General features: G+C 74.1%; 16 protein-coding genes. 6 read left to right on the top strand and 10 right to left on the bottom strand.

Translation table 11 applies throughout. From position 1 onward, the window contains the following. Positions 1-43: 43 nt before the first annotated feature. Together ACFWMZ_RS21945 and ACFWMZ_RS21940 are read right to left on the bottom strand one after the other, a co-directional pair. Positions 44-724 carry a response regulator transcription factor gene (locus ACFWMZ_RS21945; RefSeq protein WP_008410337.1) on the bottom strand — a complete coding sequence of 227 codons (681 nt, stop codon included), beginning with the start codon at positions 722-724 and terminating at the stop codon, positions 44-46. Next, positions 721-2,157 (bottom strand): sensor histidine kinase, encoded by a 1,437-nt coding sequence (locus tag ACFWMZ_RS21940; RefSeq protein WP_383203568.1) that lies wholly within the window; start codon positions 2,155-2,157, stop codon positions 721-723. Before ACFWMZ_RS21940 ends, ACFWMZ_RS21945 begins: the two co-directional genes overlap by 4 nt. Positions 2,158-2,507: 350 nt before the next feature. Between ACFWMZ_RS21940 and phoU the strand changes: the two genes are divergently transcribed. The 4 genes from phoU (at position 2,508) to ACFWMZ_RS21920 (ending at position 4,884) form a co-directional block, all read left to right on the top strand. Next, a complete protein-coding gene (gene phoU / locus ACFWMZ_RS21935; protein WP_383173288.1) occupies positions 2,508-3,188 on the top strand; it encodes a phosphate signaling complex protein PhoU in 681 nt (226 codons plus the stop codon). A 403-nt stretch (positions 3,189-3,591) separates the two neighbouring features. Further along, the gene (locus ACFWMZ_RS21930; protein WP_383173290.1) at positions 3,592-3,759 is read left to right on the top strand and encodes a hypothetical protein; all 168 of its coding nucleotides are present in this window, start codon (positions 3,592-3,594) and stop codon (positions 3,757-3,759) included. A gap of 227 nt (positions 3,760-3,986) precedes the next feature. After that, entirely contained in the window at positions 3,987-4,310 is a 324-nt protein-coding gene (locus ACFWMZ_RS21925; RefSeq protein ID WP_383173292.1) for a DMT family transporter, read from the top strand. Then, positions 4,300-4,884 (top strand): TetR/AcrR family transcriptional regulator, encoded by a 585-nt coding sequence (locus ACFWMZ_RS21920; RefSeq protein WP_383173294.1) that lies wholly within the window; start codon positions 4,300-4,302, stop codon positions 4,882-4,884. Before ACFWMZ_RS21925 ends, ACFWMZ_RS21920 begins: the two co-directional genes overlap by 11 nt. Before the next feature lie 30 nt (positions 4,885-4,914). On the opposite strand, the gene ACFWMZ_RS21915 is transcribed toward ACFWMZ_RS21920, so the two are convergent. From ACFWMZ_RS21915 to ACFWMZ_RS21900, 4 genes are all read right to left on the bottom strand, one after another. Beyond that, complete coding sequence (locus ACFWMZ_RS21915) at positions 4,915-5,385, bottom strand: hypothetical protein (RefSeq protein WP_383203565.1); 471 nt, start codon at positions 5,383-5,385, stop codon at positions 4,915-4,917. 159 nt (positions 5,386-5,544) lie between these two features. Further along, entirely contained in the window at positions 5,545-6,204 is a 660-nt protein-coding gene (locus tag ACFWMZ_RS21910; protein WP_383203562.1) for an MOSC domain-containing protein, read from the bottom strand. Positions 6,205-6,300: 96 nt separating this feature from the next. Then, positions 6,301-6,816 carry a DUF4232 domain-containing protein gene (locus ACFWMZ_RS21905; protein WP_383203559.1) on the bottom strand — a complete coding sequence of 172 codons (516 nt, stop codon included), beginning with the start codon at positions 6,814-6,816 and terminating at the stop codon, positions 6,301-6,303. 189 nt (positions 6,817-7,005) lie between these two features. Next, positions 7,006-7,353 (bottom strand): hypothetical protein, encoded by a 348-nt coding sequence (locus ACFWMZ_RS21900; RefSeq protein ID WP_383203622.1) that lies wholly within the window; start codon positions 7,351-7,353, stop codon positions 7,006-7,008. Here ACFWMZ_RS21900 and ACFWMZ_RS21895 point away from each other — a divergent pair. Continuing rightward, entirely contained in the window at positions 7,258-7,920 is a 663-nt protein-coding gene (locus ACFWMZ_RS21895) for a GntR family transcriptional regulator (protein ID WP_383203619.1), read from the top strand. The two genes, ACFWMZ_RS21900 and ACFWMZ_RS21895, sit on opposite strands and share 96 nt — an antisense overlap. A gap of 94 nt (positions 7,921-8,014) precedes the next feature. Here the strand turns inward: ACFWMZ_RS21895 and ACFWMZ_RS21890 are convergent, their stop codons facing one another. Next, a complete protein-coding gene (locus ACFWMZ_RS21890) occupies positions 8,015-8,776 on the bottom strand; it encodes a phosphoglyceromutase (RefSeq protein ID WP_383173310.1) in 762 nt (253 codons plus the stop codon). Between the two features lie 135 nt (positions 8,777-8,911). Between ACFWMZ_RS21890 and ACFWMZ_RS21885 the strand changes: the two genes are divergently transcribed. Further along, entirely contained in the window at positions 8,912-10,273 is a 1,362-nt protein-coding gene (locus ACFWMZ_RS21885) for an MDR family MFS transporter (RefSeq protein WP_383173314.1), read from the top strand. A gap of 30 nt (positions 10,274-10,303) precedes the next feature. On the opposite strand, the gene ACFWMZ_RS21880 is transcribed toward ACFWMZ_RS21885, so the two are convergent. The 3 genes from ACFWMZ_RS21880 to mshA all read right to left on the bottom strand — a co-directional run bounded on the left by ACFWMZ_RS21880 (position 10,304) and on the right by mshA (position 13,764). Continuing rightward, the gene (locus tag ACFWMZ_RS21880; RefSeq protein WP_383173318.1) at positions 10,304-11,518 is read right to left on the bottom strand and encodes a lactonase family protein; all 1,215 of its coding nucleotides are present in this window, start codon (positions 11,516-11,518) and stop codon (positions 10,304-10,306) included. Between the two features lie 340 nt (positions 11,519-11,858). Continuing rightward, the gene (locus ACFWMZ_RS21875; RefSeq protein WP_383203556.1) at positions 11,859-12,392 is read right to left on the bottom strand and encodes a YbjN domain-containing protein; all 534 of its coding nucleotides are present in this window, start codon (positions 12,390-12,392) and stop codon (positions 11,859-11,861) included. Then, on the bottom strand, positions 12,385-13,764 hold the full coding sequence (gene mshA, locus ACFWMZ_RS21870; protein ID WP_383173322.1) for a D-inositol-3-phosphate glycosyltransferase: 1,380 nt from the start codon (positions 13,762-13,764) through the stop codon (positions 12,385-12,387). Before mshA ends, ACFWMZ_RS21875 begins: the two co-directional genes overlap by 8 nt. Between the last annotated feature and the right edge of the window lie 213 nt (positions 13,765-13,977).

Below are 13,977 nucleotides of genomic sequence, written 5' to 3'. Positions count from 1 at the left end.
CCCGCCCTCCGCGTATGACCGGCCCGCCGGGGGCCGGGCCCTGTCAGGGCTCGAACTTGTAGCCCAGGCCGCGCACGGTGACCAGGTAGCGCGGGGCGCCCGGGTCCGGCTCGATCTTGGCGCGCAGGCGCTTGACGTGGACGTCGAGGGTCTTGGTGTCGCCCACGTAGTCGGCGCCCCAGACCCGGTCGATGAGCTGCATCCGGGTCAGCACCCGGCCCGCGTTGCGCAGCAACATCTCCAGCAGGTCGAACTCCTTCAGCGGCAGGTCGACCTTGCCGCCGGAGACGGTGACCACGTGCCGGTCGACGTCCATCCGCACCGGACCGGCCTCCAGCGCCTGCGGCACGGCCTCTTCCGGTTCGCCGCGGCGGCGCAGCACGGCGCGGATGCGGGCGACCAGCTCGCGCGAGGAGAAGGGCTTGGTGACGTAGTCGTCGGCCCCTATCTCCAGGCCGACGACCTTGTCGATCTCGCTGTCCTTGGCGGTGACCATGATCACCGGCACGTTGGAGCGGCCGCGGAGCTGGCGGCAGACCTCGGTGCCGGGGAGCCCGGGCAGCATCAGGTCGAGCAGGACCAGGTCGGCGCCGTTGCGCTCGAACTCGTCGAGTCCCTCGGGCCCGGTGGCCGCGATGGCGACCTCGAAGCCCTCCTTGCGAAGCATGTAGGACAGGGCGTCGCTGAAGGATTCCTCATCCTCGACGACGAGCACTCGGGTCACGGAAGGACCTCCGGGGCAGGAATGACGGATGGTGGGGCGGACGACGGCGCGGTGGACGCGGCGGGAGCGGCCGAGCGGGAGGCCGCCGAAGCGGGCGGCTCCCCGTGACCGTCCGCGGCGTCCGCGCCGCCGGGTACGTCGTCGGTGCGGGGGCGCCGGGTGGCGCCGGAGCCCTCGGCGGCGGTGCCGGGGGCGTGGCTGGTGGTCGTGGCGGGGCCGCCGGGGGCGTCCGGGGCGGTCTCGGGCCGGGGCCGGGTCTTCGGCCTCGTACGGCGGTCGCGGGTGGCGCCGGCCTCGGGGAGGCGGAGGGTGAAGGTCGAGCCCTGGCCCTCGGAGCTCCAGACGGTGACCTCACCGCCGTGCGAGGCGGCGACGTGCTTGACGATGGCGAGGCCGAGGCCGGTGCCGCCGGTGGCGCGGGAGCGGGCGGGGTCGACGCGGTAGAAGCGTTCGAAGACCCGCTCGCGGTCCTTCTCCGATATGCCGATGCCCTGGTCGGTGACGGTGATGTCGATGTAGTCGCCGTCCGGCTCGCTGACGCGGCGGGCCGCCACCCCGACCCGGGTGCGCGGCGGGCTGTAGTTGACGGCGTTCTCGACGAGGTTGCCCAGGGCGCCGACCAGCGCGCCCCGGCTGCCCCAGACGAAGAGGTCGATGTCGCCGCCCCAGGACATGGTGATCTGCTTGTGGGCGGCGGCCTGGCGGCTGCGGTCCATCGCCTCGGCGATCAGCTCGTCCACGTCGACGGGCTCGGCGTCCTCCATCGGGTCGTCGTTCTGGACCCGGGAGAGGTCGATCAGCTCCTGGACGAGGCTGGTGAGGCGGGTCGCCTCGATCTCCATCCGCCCGGCGAACCGCTCGACCGCCTCCGGGTCGTCGGCCGCGTCCCGGACCGCCTCGGAGAGCAGCGAGAGGGCGCCGACCGGAGTCTTCAGCTCGTGGCTGACGTTGGCGACGAAGTCGCGGCGTACCGCCTCGATGCGGCGGGCCTCGGTCAGGTCCTCGACCAGCAGCAGCACCAGGCGGGAGCCGAGCGGGGCGACCCGCGCGGAGACGGCGAGGCCGTCGCCGCGGCCGGCGCCCCGGCGGGGCAGGTCCAGCTCGGCCTGGCGTATCTCGCCGTCCCGCCGGGTGTCGCGGGCCATCTTCAGCATCGGCTCGACCGCCAGCTTGCCGCCCCGGACCAGCCCGAGGGCGTACGCGGCGGAGCTGGCCTTGACGACGCCGTCCCCCTCGTCGAGGACGACGGCGGAGGAGCGGAGTGCGGAGAGGACTGTGTCGACGCCCGGCGGCAGCACCGGGGTGCTGTGCAGGGAGGCGCGGGTGGGCCGCCGCAGCTCGCGTTCGCTCCAGCGGAACGCCAGCATCGCGATGACGCCGGTGCACAGTCCGGCGAGCGCGGCCACCGCGGCCACCGCCGTGTTCACGTCCATGTGACCAGGTTATGCGGGCACGAGCCCCCGCTCCCAGCGGCGGGAGTGCGGCCCGCACCACTCGTCGCCCAGAGTTCACCGTGGCGACGGGGCCGGTTCACCGGAGGTGCCGGATGCCGTCGCGCGGGCAGCCGATCGTGGGAGCGTGGGGCCAGGAGGCGCCTCCCCGGGCCTTCGTGGGCCCGCGGCGCCTGGCACGGCGCCTCGCCGCACGGCCGAGTCACCCGAGTACGTCCAGTACGAGGGAGACCCGGCCGCACGCCGAGGCACAGCACCAGACACCGCGGGCTGAACCGCGAAGACCGGGGAGACACCCCCAGAGTCCCCCGGAACCGGGAGAGAGGGAGCCCATGCGGGACGCGTACCACGAGGAACTGGACTCGATCGGCGACAGCCTGGTCGAGATGGCGCGGTTGGTCGGTTCGGCCATCGGACGCGCCACGACGGCGATACTCGACGCCGATCTGAATCTGGCGGAGAGCGTGATCGCCGGTGACCAGAAGATCGACGACCTCCAGCACGACCTGGAGGCGCGGGCCATCGCCCTGCTGGCCCGCCAGCAGCCGGTCGCGACCGATCTGCGGATCGTCGTGACCAGCCTGCGGATGAGCGCCGACCTGGAGCGCTCCGGCGACCTGGCGAAGCACGTGGCGAAGCAGGCGCGGCTGCGCTTCCCGGACTCGCCGGTCCCCCGGGACCTGCACGCGACGCTGCTGGAGATGGGGCAGCTGGCGCAGCGGCTGATGGCGAAGGCCGCCGAGGTGATCATCACCAAGGACGTCGACCTGGCGCTCCAGCTGGAGACCGACGACGACGAGATGGACCTGCTGCACCGCACGCTCTTCCAGCACCTGATGGACGACCGCTGGCAGCACGGCGTGGAGACGGCGGTCGACGTGACGCTGCTCGGCCGCTACTACGAGCGGTTCGCCGACCACGCCGTCTCGGTCGCCAACCGCGTCGTCTACCTGGTGACCGGCGAGCACGCCGACGACATCCAGTCGCCGGGGGTGCCGGTGGAAGGGGTGTAGCCGCCGCGAGCGCGCGAGGAGGAGGGGGCGGGGCGCCGACGGGCACCCCGCCCCCTCCCGTCACCTCCGCCCCCGCTCGCCCCTGCCGCCCCGGCCGTTCCGTGCGGGGGTGCGAGCGGGCGCATCGGCGTGCGGCCCCCTCGGCCCGCACGCCCATGTGCGCCGTTGATGCGCCCGCCGGTCGGGGCGTCCAATGGGAGGGCGGTACGGCTCCGAGCCGTACGCGGCGCCGTAGGTACGGCCCCGGCCGCACGGTCCTCCCGTGCGGCCCGGCCGTGTGGACCCGCCGTGCCGCACCGCCCGCCTGTCCGCGAGATCCGGACGCGTACCGCCGCCCGCGCCGCCGCCACCGAGCCGGCCCGGTCGCGTGCGCCGTCCGCTTGTGACCCGTGAAGGGAACGCCATGGCCCAGGCCCGCACACCCGAGACCTCCCAGGAACAGCGCGTCCGCCCCGACCTCCGCCGCGACCTGCCCCGGCTGCCCCTGCTGGGCGCCTGCGGCTGCGGTTCCAGCTGCGGCTGCGGCTGCCAGTCCGGCGGTTCGTGCCAGTGCGGGGGCGGCTGCGGCTGACCCCGGCCACCCCGCCGACGCCGACGGGCCCGCGTTTCCGGTGACATCCACCGGGGGCGCGGGCCCGCGAGCGTGGGGCGGGAAGCGCAGGCTGGAATAACTGGACAAACGTCCAGGTTGTTGCCGACCGGGGCGAGCGGGGCCTCCCTTCAGGAGGTACTCGGCGCACTCGACGCTGCACTCGACGACGTACTCGCACCACCCCGCGAACGGAACGGAGCATCACGATGACGTGGGTCCTGCTGGCGTGCGCGATCCTCGCCGAGGTGTCGGCGACGATCTCCCTGCGGCTCTCCGAGGGGTTCTCGAAGATCACGCCCTCGATCGTCGTGGTCGTCGGCTACGTCACCGCCTTCACCCTGCTCGCCCTCGTCCTCAAGCGCGGCATGGCCATCGGGGTCGCCTACGGCATCTGGGCCGCCGCCGGGGTCGCGCTGGTCGCGCTGATCGGCGCGGCGTTCCTCGGGGACAGCCTGACCCCGGTCCAGTACGGCGGCCTGGTGCTGGTCGCCGCCGGTGTGGTCGCGCTGGAGGCCGGCGGTGCCCACTGAGCCCCTGGCCCCCGGCCCCGGCCCGGGGGCGGACGGCCGCCGGGCGCGCGGCGAGGAGACCCGGCGGCGGCTGCTCGACGCGACGGTGCGGGTGATCGAGGGCGGCGGCGTCGCCGGGGTCACCCACCGGGCCGTCGCCGCCGAGGCGGGCGTCACCAAGTCCGCGGCCACGTACCACTATCCGGCCGTGGACGACCTCCTGACCGCCGCCCTCAGCGACTGCGCCGACACCTACGCCCGCGACCTCGCCGCCCGCCTCCCCGAGGGGTACGGCATCGGCGATCTCGCCGCCCACCTCACCGCCTACCAGGAGCAGAACCGCTCCCGCGCCCTCGCCGAGTACGAGCTGTACCTCCAGGCCGCCCGCCGCCCGGCCCTGCGCCCGGCCGCCGCCCGCTGGGGCGACCTCCTCGCCGAACTGGCCGCCCCCTTCACCACCGACCCCGCCACCGTCGCCACCCTCACCGCCACCCTGGACGGCCTCTGCCTCCAGGCCCTGCTGCGGGACGAGCCGCTGGACGCGGGGAAGGTGGAGTCGGTGCTGCGGCTGGTGCTGGCCGACCGCCCGGGGTAGGCAACGAGGGCCGGCCGGGTCTCAACCCGCTTACCCGGACCCGGTGTCCCAGTACCGCGGCCCGTCATCACCCGGCGCCTGGCGGTCGCTGCTCAGCACGGCGTCCGCCGCGAGGCCGGGCCGCTCGGCCTCGGCGTAGGCGTCCTCGGCGGGCATCCACTCCCCCGTCCACAGCGGCTCGGCCGCCGCGCCGTCACGCTCCAGGCCGCGCCGCAGGCGGGTCTCGCGGGCGGCGAGACAGAAGAGGCGGTGGTGGTAGAGGGGGCGGGCGGCCAGGTGGGTGCTGTAGACGCCCTCGACGATCAGCGGGGTGCGGGCGGGGACCGCGACCCGCTCCCCCAGCCGGTCGAGGCTCCAGTCGTACCGCTCGTAGACCACGCGCTCCCCGCGCGCGGCCGGGCCGAGGACCTGCGCGCGGAGGCGTCGGAGGTCGAAGCCGGGGCCGACCGGTGTGCCGGCGTGCGCGGGGCGGTCGGCGCTCGGCAGGTAGAAGTCGTCCACGTGGACGAGGTGGGCCTGCGGGAGGTGCCGGGCGAGCTGCCCGGCGAGGGTGCTCTTGCCGGAGGCGCCGGGGCCGTCGATCCCGAGCAGGAAGCGGCCGCCCCGGGCCTCGGCGCCTGCGCGGACGCGGGCCGCGTAGGCGGGGAGGTCGAAGGCAGGTCAGACACCCGCGCCCCTCGTCCTGCGCCGCACCATCTCGCGCGCCTCCTCGGGCAGCGCCTGGGCGGGCAGCAGCCGTGCCAGGAGCTCCGGTTCGCGGGTCAGGGCGCGGAAGGCGAGGGCCACCGTCACCTCGTGGCCGGGCCGGTGCACCACCTCCACCGGGTCCCCGGCGCGGATCTCCCCCTCCTCCACCACGCGCAGATACGCCCCGGGCTCGGCGGCCACGGTGAACTCCTTGACCCACCCCTCCCGCTCCAGCCACCCCTGGAACGTCCCGCAGGGCACCCGCGGCACCGCCACCTCCAGCACCACGTCCGCCCCGATCCGCCAACGCTCGCCGATCAGCGCGCCGTTGACGTCCACACCGCGCGTCGTCAGGTTCTCCCCGAACATCCCCCCGGCCAGCGGGCGCCCCAGCACGCCCTCCCACCGGTCCAGATCCTCGCGGGCGTAGGCGTACATCGCCTGGTCGGCGCCCCCGTGGTGCTTCACGTCGTACACCCGGTCCCCGGCCAGTCCGACCCGCCCGTCCCCCTTGGGCCCCGGCGCGGTCACCGCCACCGGCCCCTCGACGGGCCGCTTGTCGATCCCGGTGGTCGTCACGCCCTTCCACGGGTTGGGGCGGGGGCGGCCGACATTCACCGAGAGCAGTTCCATGCCCCGGACGCTATGCGCACCCCGCCCCCGCCGACCACAGGTTTACGCGCGCCCGCCGAGACCCCCGGCGGACGCGCGCACCCCGCCCCGGGCGCCTCAGCCCACGCCGACGGCCTGGTCAGCCGCCCGCACCGACGGCTTCCACCACGAGGTCACCGGCTCCCACACCTCGACGACCCGCCCGGCCCCCAACTCCCGCGCGGTGAACGTCCTCCCGTGGTGCGAGGGATCCCCGGCCACGGTCACCGTCCCCACCCGCCGTACATCGGCCGTCGGCTCCCCCACGGTCCGCACGGTCGCGTACGCCTTCTGCCCCGGCGCCAGCCGGTACGGCCCGCTCTCCCCGAGCGGCACGGGCAGCGCGGCCCCGTCGAGCTCCCCGAAGGTGACGGTGGGCAGCCGGTCCACGAGACAGGCCCGGGCGGCCCGGTTGGTCACGGTGATCCGTACGACGGTCGGGTCGGCCGCGTCAGCCTTGGCCCCGATCCCGGTCGCCGAGTCCCGGCAGGTGGGCAACGGAGCCCGCTCCCCGTCGGCGGCCCCGGCCTGCGGCGCGACGGAGACGAGCGCCGCGGCAGCGAAGGCGGGAGCGAGCAGTGGACGGACACGCATGGTGTACCCCCTGACGTCGAGTCACGCCCCGAGACGGTCGCCCGGGGCGTTTCTGGTCAGTTTGACCGGCTGGGGGCGGGCGGGGTTGTACCGGCGTGCCCGGTCCGGGGAACGACAACTGGCCCGCGGCCACGAAAACCGCGACCGGGGGCCAGTTCGGCGAGGAAGGCGGGCCCCAGCGGGTTCGGGCTAGACGAGTTTCACGCCGTCGTGGGCGCGAACGGCCGGCGGGGACGCCGCGTCGAGTGCGTCAAGGACGCGGATCGCGTAGGCCTCGTCGGTGAGTTCGATGACCTCTTCGCGGGTGGCCCAGCGCAGGGCGCGGGTCTCGGCCCCCGTGAGGGGAGCGCCAGAGGCCGCCCGGCAGCGGAAGACGAGGGAGACGATCAGACCCGTCATGTTCTTGTAGACGCCGGTGGGCGGTTCAAGGAAGGGGAGAAGCTGCCCTCCGAGGCGGAACTGGTCGAGCACTACGGCGTTTCCCGCATGACGGTCCGGAGCTCCCTCTCGGTCCTCCAGGGTGAGGGTCTGGCGCACGCCGAGCACGGCAAGGGTGTCTTCGTCCGGCCCCGGCCTCCGGTGCGCCGGCTCGCCTCGGACCGGTTCGCGCGGCGTCACCGCGAGCAGGGCAGGTCCGCGTTCATCGTGGAGGCAGACGCCGCCGGCAGTCATCCGGAGGTGGACAGCCTGGAGGTGAAGGAGGAGAAGGCCAGGCAGGACGTCTCCACTCGCCTCGGCTCCGTGCGGCGTGTGCTCACCCGGCGTCGCCGGTACCTGCTCGACGGCCGGCCCGTCGAATTCGCCACCTCGTACCTTCCGCTCGACATCGCCCGCGGGACGCGGATCGCCGAACCCGACTCGGGTCCGGGCGGCATCTACGCCCGCCTTGAAGAACTGGGCCACCACCTCGACCGTTTCGAGGAAGAGATCCGGGCCCGGATGCCCTCCCCAACCGAGGTCAAGACGCTTCAACTGGCCTCCGGAGTTCCGGTGATCCACCTGGTCCGTACCGCCTTCGACACTGCGGGGCGTGCCGTGGAGGTCTGCGACACGGTCATGGCGGCGGACGCCTACGTCCTCGCCTACCAGCTCCCTGCGACGTGATCAGCGGCGCGCGAGACCGCTCCGAGCGGCGACGGAGAAACCCCCCGCCCCCGCATTCCGGGGACAGGGGGCCTTCCGTACGCGCTGTACGTGCCTACTTCTTCTTGCCCTGGTTCTTCACAGCCTCGATGGCAGCCGCGGCTGCCTCCGGGTCCAGGTAGGTCCCCCCGGGGTTGAGCGGGCGGAAGTCTCCGTCCAGCTCGTAGGAGAGCGGGATGCCGGTCGGGATGTTGAGGCCCGGGATGTCGGCGTCGGAGACCTGGTCGAGGTGCTTGACCAGGGCGCGGAGGCTGTTGCCGTGGGCGGCTACGAGAACCGTGCGGTTCTCCAAAAGGTCCGGGACGATCGCGTCGTACCAGTACGGGAGCATGCGCTCGACGACCTGGAGGAGGGCCTCCGTGCGGGGGCGGGCCTCCGGGGGGATGACGGAGTAGCGGGCGTCGTCGAACTGGGACCACTCGGCGTCGGGGGCCAGCGGCGGGGGCGGGGTGTCGTAGGAGCGGCGCCAGAGCATGAACTGCTCCTCGCCGAACTCTTCGAGGGTCTGGGCCTTGTCCTTGCCCTGGAGGGCGCCGTAGTGGCGCTCGTTCAGCCGCCAGGAGCGGTGGACGGGGATCCAGAGGCGGTCGGCGGCCTCCAGGGAGAGCTGCGCCGTGCGGATGGCGCGCTTCTGGAGCGAGGTGTGTACGACGTCGGGGAGGAGTCCGGCGGCCTTCAGCAGCTCGCCGCCGCGTACAGCCTCCTTCTCGCCCTTCTCGGTGAGGTTGACGTCCACCCAGCCGGTGAACAGGTTCTTCGCGTTCCACTCGCTCTCGCCGTGGCGGAGGAGGATCAGCTTGTACGGTGCGTCGGCCATGTGCCCGAGCGTAATCCAAGGCCGGGGCGGTGGGCGCGGACGGCCCGTACAGCGAAATCGGATGGCTTTCGACGCCCGGGCGGACGTAACATGCGCTAGCCCAGTTCACCACTTACCGTACGCGGAGCCGCGATCATGCCCGTCCCGTCCCTGCCACCGCTGCCGTCGCTCTCCCCGGAAGCGGTGCGGGCGGCCGTACGGCGCAGCGTCTCGGGGCTGCCCCGGGAGTTCTGGTGGCTGTGGACGAGCACGCTCGTCAACCGGCTGGGCGGGTTCGTCGCCACCTTCATGGCGCTGTACCTGACGCTGGAGCGCGGCCACTCCGCCTCGTACGCGGGGCTGGTCGCGGCGTTGCACGGGCTCGGCGGGGTGATCTCCTCGCTGGTCGCGGGGGTTCTCACGGACCGGCTCGGGCGGCGGCCCACCATGCTGATCGCGCAGGTGTCGACGGCCCTTTCGGTGGCGCTGCTCGGCTTCATGACGCACCCGGTGGCGATCGCGGCCGTCGCCTTCCTGGTCGGCGCGTCGATGAACGCGAGCCGTCCCGCGGTGCAGGCGATGATGGCCGACATCGTGCGGCCCGAGGACCGGGTACGGGCGTTCTCGCTCAACTACTGGGCGATCAACCTCGGCTTCGCCGTCTCGGCGATGGCGGCCGGGTTCATCGCGCAGTACAGCTACCTCGCCGGGTTCCTCGGTGAGGCGGTGATGACGCTGACCTGCGCGATCCTCGTCTTCGTCAAGCTGCCGGAATCACGGCCGGAGCGGACGGCCGAGGAGCAGGGCGCCGAGGACGCGGTGAGTCTGGGGACGGTGCTGCGCGACGGCCGGTTCATGGGCGTGGTCGTGTTGTCGTTCCTCGCCGCGCTCGTCTTCCAGCAGGGGTCGGTGGGGCTGCCGGTGGCGATGGGGCGCGCGGGGTTCAGCCCGGCCGACTACGGGCTGGTCATCGCGGTCAACGGCGTGCTGATCGTGGCCCTCCAGATCCCGGTCACCCGGTTCATCGAACACCGGGACGCCGGACGGCTGCTGACACTCTCCACGCTGCTCGCCGGGTACGGCTTCGGGCTGACCGCCTTCGCCGGGTCGGTCGGGGTCTTCGCGCTGACCGTCTGCGTCTGGACCCTCGCCGAGATCATCAACGCGCCGACCCAGACCAGCCTGGTCGTCCGCCTCTCGCCGGTCCACGGACGCGGCCGCTACCAGGGCATGTACACGCTGTCCTGGGCGGTCGCCGCGATGGTGGCCCCGCTGATGTCCGGCATCGTCCTGGACCGCTGGGGCGCGGCCTGGCTGTGGGGCGCGTGCGCCGTCATCGGCACGGTCGCGGCCGCCGGATACTGGCTGCTCGTCCGCGGCCTGCCCGAGGAGACCCGCCCCACGCCCGCCGCCACCGGCTCCGTCCCGCTCACCCCGGAACCGGCGGTCGAGCTGCGGGCGCCGAAGCCGGACGGGGAGCGGGACGGGGAGCAGGACGCGCTGCGCAAGGCGGTCTGAGGGGCCGGGGTTTGCGCCCGGTCGGCCCGGTCAGGGCGCCACGATGCCCTCGCCGCCGACCGCGTTCGGCACGGTGGTGGTGCCGGTCCTGGTCAGGCCGCCGTCGGGGCCGATCCGGTAGGTCTCCAGGCCGCCCGTCTCGGCGGTCTGGACGTAGAGGTAGTCGCCCGCGGGCGAGACGGCCAGGTCGGTGGGGCCCGCGCCGGTGGCGGTGCGGCCGGCCGCGGTGAGGGCGCCGTCGGCGTCGACCCGGTAGGCGCTGAGGGCGTCGCTGCCGGAGTGGGAGACGTAGACGGTCGCGCCGTTGCGGGCGATGCGGCCGGTTCCCATCTCGCCGGTGTCGGCGGAGTCGGCGGGCTGCACGGTGTTGTCCTTCCACAGGGTGAAGGTGTCGACGGTGTTGGCGGCGTCGGCGACGACCAGGCGGCCGTCCTCGCCGGTGACGAAGGCGAACGGGGCGCTCGGCGATCGGTCGTTGGTGACCGGCTCTGCGGAGAGCAGGCCGTCGTCGTCCACGTCGAAGACCTGGAGGGAGCCGTTGGTCTTGGTGGTGACGATCAGCCGCGAGCCGTCGTCGGTGAAGCCGACCTGGCCGGGGGTGCGGGCGTACTGGAGCGGGCCCCGGTCGGTGGAGAGGCCCAGTTCGCGGCGGCTGCCCGCGATCGGCTCCAGGCGGGGGCCGTCGATGGTGAACCCCTGCACGGACCCGCCCGTCCCGGCGTTGAGGACGTACGCGATGCCGTCGTGCACGGCGATGCCGGCGGGGAAGCCGCCGCCGGAGGGGGTGACCTGGCGGAGGGTCAGGCGGACGCCGTCGACCTCGAAGACCGAGACGGTGCCGTTGCCGGAGTTGGCGGCGATGAGGATGCCCTCCTCCGGGTCGTACGCCAGGGCGCCCTGCGACGCCTGGTGGCCGTCGGACCCGGCGCCGGCCAGGCGGCCGCCCTCGCCGCCGGTGGCGTAGCTGCCCTCCTCGCGGAGGGTTCCCTCGGGGGTACGGGTGTAGGCGACGATCCGGTTGCCGTCCTCGGCGCCGGTCTGCACGAAGACCACGTCGTGCGGCCCGGCGGTCCCACCCGACTCGGTCTCCTCGCCCGGCGCGGGCTGCCGGGCCACCGTGCCGGCGGGCGCGGGGACGGCCGAGGCGAGGGCGGCCGGGGTGGCGGCGCAGGCGGTGACGGCGGAGAGGGAGACGGCGGCCGCCTTGGCCGCCGCCCGGGCGGGCTTGCTGGTGGGACGGAACATCGGTCGTCCTTTCCTACAGGGCCGACGGAACGGTCCCGCCGGGCGGCCGGACCTGCCCTCACCCTCGGTACGCCCCCGGTCACCCGCCACTCGATCGGCCCCGGCCGCGACCGCCCGGGCACCTCGGCGACCTGCGCGGACGCGGGGCGCCGCACGGGCAGCCGGGTGACGGCGCGAGGTGCGGACGCCCGGTCCGCCGGTTGGGCCTGACGGGTGAAAGAGGCGCGGCGGACCCATCCACCGGGCCACGGGCGCCGAAACCCACCCGGGACGGGGCCCGTCGCCGGACCCGGCCCGCCTGACCGAAAGGAGCGGGGCGCCGGGTCCCGCGCCCTCCGGCTCAGCGCGGGCCGCGCTCGATGAGGTGCTGGAACGCCTCCAGGTTCCGGGTGGGCTCGCCGCGCGCCACCCGCCAGTCGTACTCCTTGCGGATGGCGGAGGCGAAGCCCAGTTCCAGGAGGGTGTTGAAGGCGCCGTCGGAGGCTTCGAGGACGGCGCCGAGCAGCCGGTCGACCTCGTCGGGGGTGACGGCGGCCAGCGGGAGCTTGCCCGCCAGATAGATGTCGCCGAGGGAGTCGACGGCGTAGCCCACCCCGTACAGCTTGAGGTTCTTCTCCAGGAGCCAGCGGTAGACGGCCTCGTGGTTCTCGTCGGGGCGGCGGACGACGAAGGCGTTCACCGAGAGGGAGTGGCCGCCGAGGATGAGCGAGACCGTGGTCCAGAGCTTCCGGCTGCCGGGCAGCTTGACCACGTAATGGCCGCTCCTCGGGCTCTCCCACTCCAGCTCCGCGCTGTCGAACGCGCCCTCCAGGACGCGCCGGTGAGCGGCCGCGTCCGGGGTCTTGGGGGACTGGTGGGACGGGGTGTCAGCCATGGTGCGAGCGTACGCGACGGCGCTGGTCCTGCACGGCCGCCGTGTAGGCGTCCGCCGTCCCCGACGCCGCCGTGTCCCAGCCGAACGACTGGGCGTGCCGGGCGGCCGCCGCGCCCATCCGGTCGGCGAGCGCCGGGTCGTCGGCGAAGCGGGCGAGGCGGTGGGCGTAGTCCGCCGGGTCGTGGCCGTCGACGAGGAACCCCGTCACGTCGTCGCGTACGGCGACGGGCAGCCCGCCGACCCGGGCCGCGAGCACCGGGGTGCCGGTGGCCTGCGCCTCGATGGCGACCAGGCCGAACGACTCGCTGTACGAGGGCATCACCAGCAGCGACGCCGCCCGGAACCAGTCGGCCAGCTGCTCCTGCCCGACCGGCGGCCGGAACCGCACCACGTCCGAGACGCCCAGCCGCGCCGCCAGCTTCTGCAGCCGCTCCGGCTTGGCCATGCCGCTGCCGGACGGACCGCCGACCACCGGCACGACGATGCGCGACCGCAGTTCGGGCCGCTCGTCCAGCAGGACGGCGACGGCGCGCAGCAGCACGTCCGGCGCCTTCAGCGGCTGTATGCGCCCGGCGAAGAGCGGGATCAGCGCGTCCTGCGGCAGCCCGAGCCGCTGCCGGGCGGCCGCCCGGGCCTCGGGGACGGCACGGCCGTCGAAGGCGCCGGAGCGGCGGGGGTCGACGCGGAACAGGTCGAGATTGACGCCCGGGTGGACCACCGCGACCTTGGTCGGGTCGGCCGCGTAGTGGTGGATCAGCTCGTCGGCCTCGCCTGAGGTGTTGGCGATGAGGCGGTCGGCGGCGTCCACGATCTGCGTCTCGCCGATGACGCGGGCGGCCGGTTCGGGGGTGTCGCCCTCGGCGAGCGCCGCGTTCTTGACCTTGGCCATGGTGTGCATGGCGTGGACCAGCGGGACGCCCCACCGCTCGGCGGCCAGCCAGCCGACGTGGCCGGAGAGCCAGTAGTGGGAGTGGACCAGGTCGTAGTAGCCGGGCCGGTGGCCCGCCCACGCCTGCATCACGCCGTGGGTGAAGGCGCAGAGCTGGGCGGGCAGCTCCTCCTTGGCGAGCCCCTCGTACGGGCCCGCGTCGACGTGCCGGACGAGCACGCCGGGGGCCAGTTCCACGGTGGGCGGGAGGGTGCCGGTGGTGGCCCGGGTGAAGATCTCCACCTCGATGTTGATGGCGGCCAGCCGCTTCGCCAGCTCCACGATGTAGACGTTCATGCCGCCCGCGTCGCCGGTACCCGGCTGGTGCAGCGGCGAGGTGTGCACACTCAGCATGGCCACCCGCCGGGGCCTGCGCCCTCCACCCGGCAGCCGCAGCCTCGGCTGGGCGGCGCGGCGCGAGAGCCGGGACACGTACTGGGTCACCTGGCGATCCTCCTTGCAGTCCCGTCGGGACACACGGATGCCCCGACGGGAAAACAGCCAGGAGGGCCGAGGGCTTCCCGTTTTGCCGAAACGTTACTGGGACGGGGTCGGGTGGGGCGGGGCGGGGGCGAGCGCCCGCCCGGCGGGCGGGAGACCCCCCCCCCGCCCCCCGCGCCGAAACACAAAAACAACCCCAACAAACAACACAACAAC

This window comes from Streptomyces sp. NPDC058373 (genome assembly GCF_042723275.1).
GTDB lineage: Bacteria > Actinomycetota > Actinomycetes > Streptomycetales > Streptomycetaceae > Streptomyces.
This window is presented reverse-complemented; position numbering and strand designations above follow the sequence as displayed.

What these genes read in the sequence shown, in the direction of transcription:
- ACFWMZ_RS21885 (WP_383173314.1), top strand. Translation starts at nt 8,912, where the DNA reads ATGCCCGTCCCGTCCCTGCCACCGCTGCCGTCGCTCTCCCCGGAAGCG.
- phoU (WP_383173288.1), top strand. Translation starts at nt 2,508, where the DNA reads ATGCGGGACGCGTACCACGAGGAACTGGACTCGATCGGCGACAGCCTG.
- ACFWMZ_RS21875 (WP_383203556.1), bottom strand. Translation starts at nt 12,392, where the DNA reads ATGGCTGACACCCCGTCCCACCAGTCCCCCAAGACCCCGGACGCGGCC.
- ACFWMZ_RS21940 (WP_383203568.1), bottom strand. Translation starts at nt 2,157, where the DNA reads ATGGACGTGAACACGGCGGTGGCCGCGGTGGCCGCGCTCGCCGGACTG.
- ACFWMZ_RS21880 (WP_383173318.1), bottom strand. Translation starts at nt 11,518, where the DNA reads ATGTTCCGTCCCACCAGCAAGCCCGCCCGGGCGGCGGCCAAGGCGGCC.
- ACFWMZ_RS21905 (WP_383203559.1), bottom strand. Translation starts at nt 6,816, where the DNA reads ATGCGTGTCCGTCCACTGCTCGCTCCCGCCTTCGCTGCCGCGGCGCTC.
- ACFWMZ_RS21925 (WP_383173292.1), top strand. Translation starts at nt 3,987, where the DNA reads ATGACGTGGGTCCTGCTGGCGTGCGCGATCCTCGCCGAGGTGTCGGCG.
- ACFWMZ_RS21890 (WP_383173310.1), bottom strand. Translation starts at nt 8,776, where the DNA reads ATGGCCGACGCACCGTACAAGCTGATCCTCCTCCGCCACGGCGAGAGC.
- ACFWMZ_RS21930 (WP_383173290.1), top strand. Translation starts at nt 3,592, where the DNA reads ATGGCCCAGGCCCGCACACCCGAGACCTCCCAGGAACAGCGCGTCCGC.
- ACFWMZ_RS21910 (WP_383203562.1), bottom strand. Translation starts at nt 6,204, where the DNA reads ATGGAACTGCTCTCGGTGAATGTCGGCCGCCCCCGCCCCAACCCGTGG.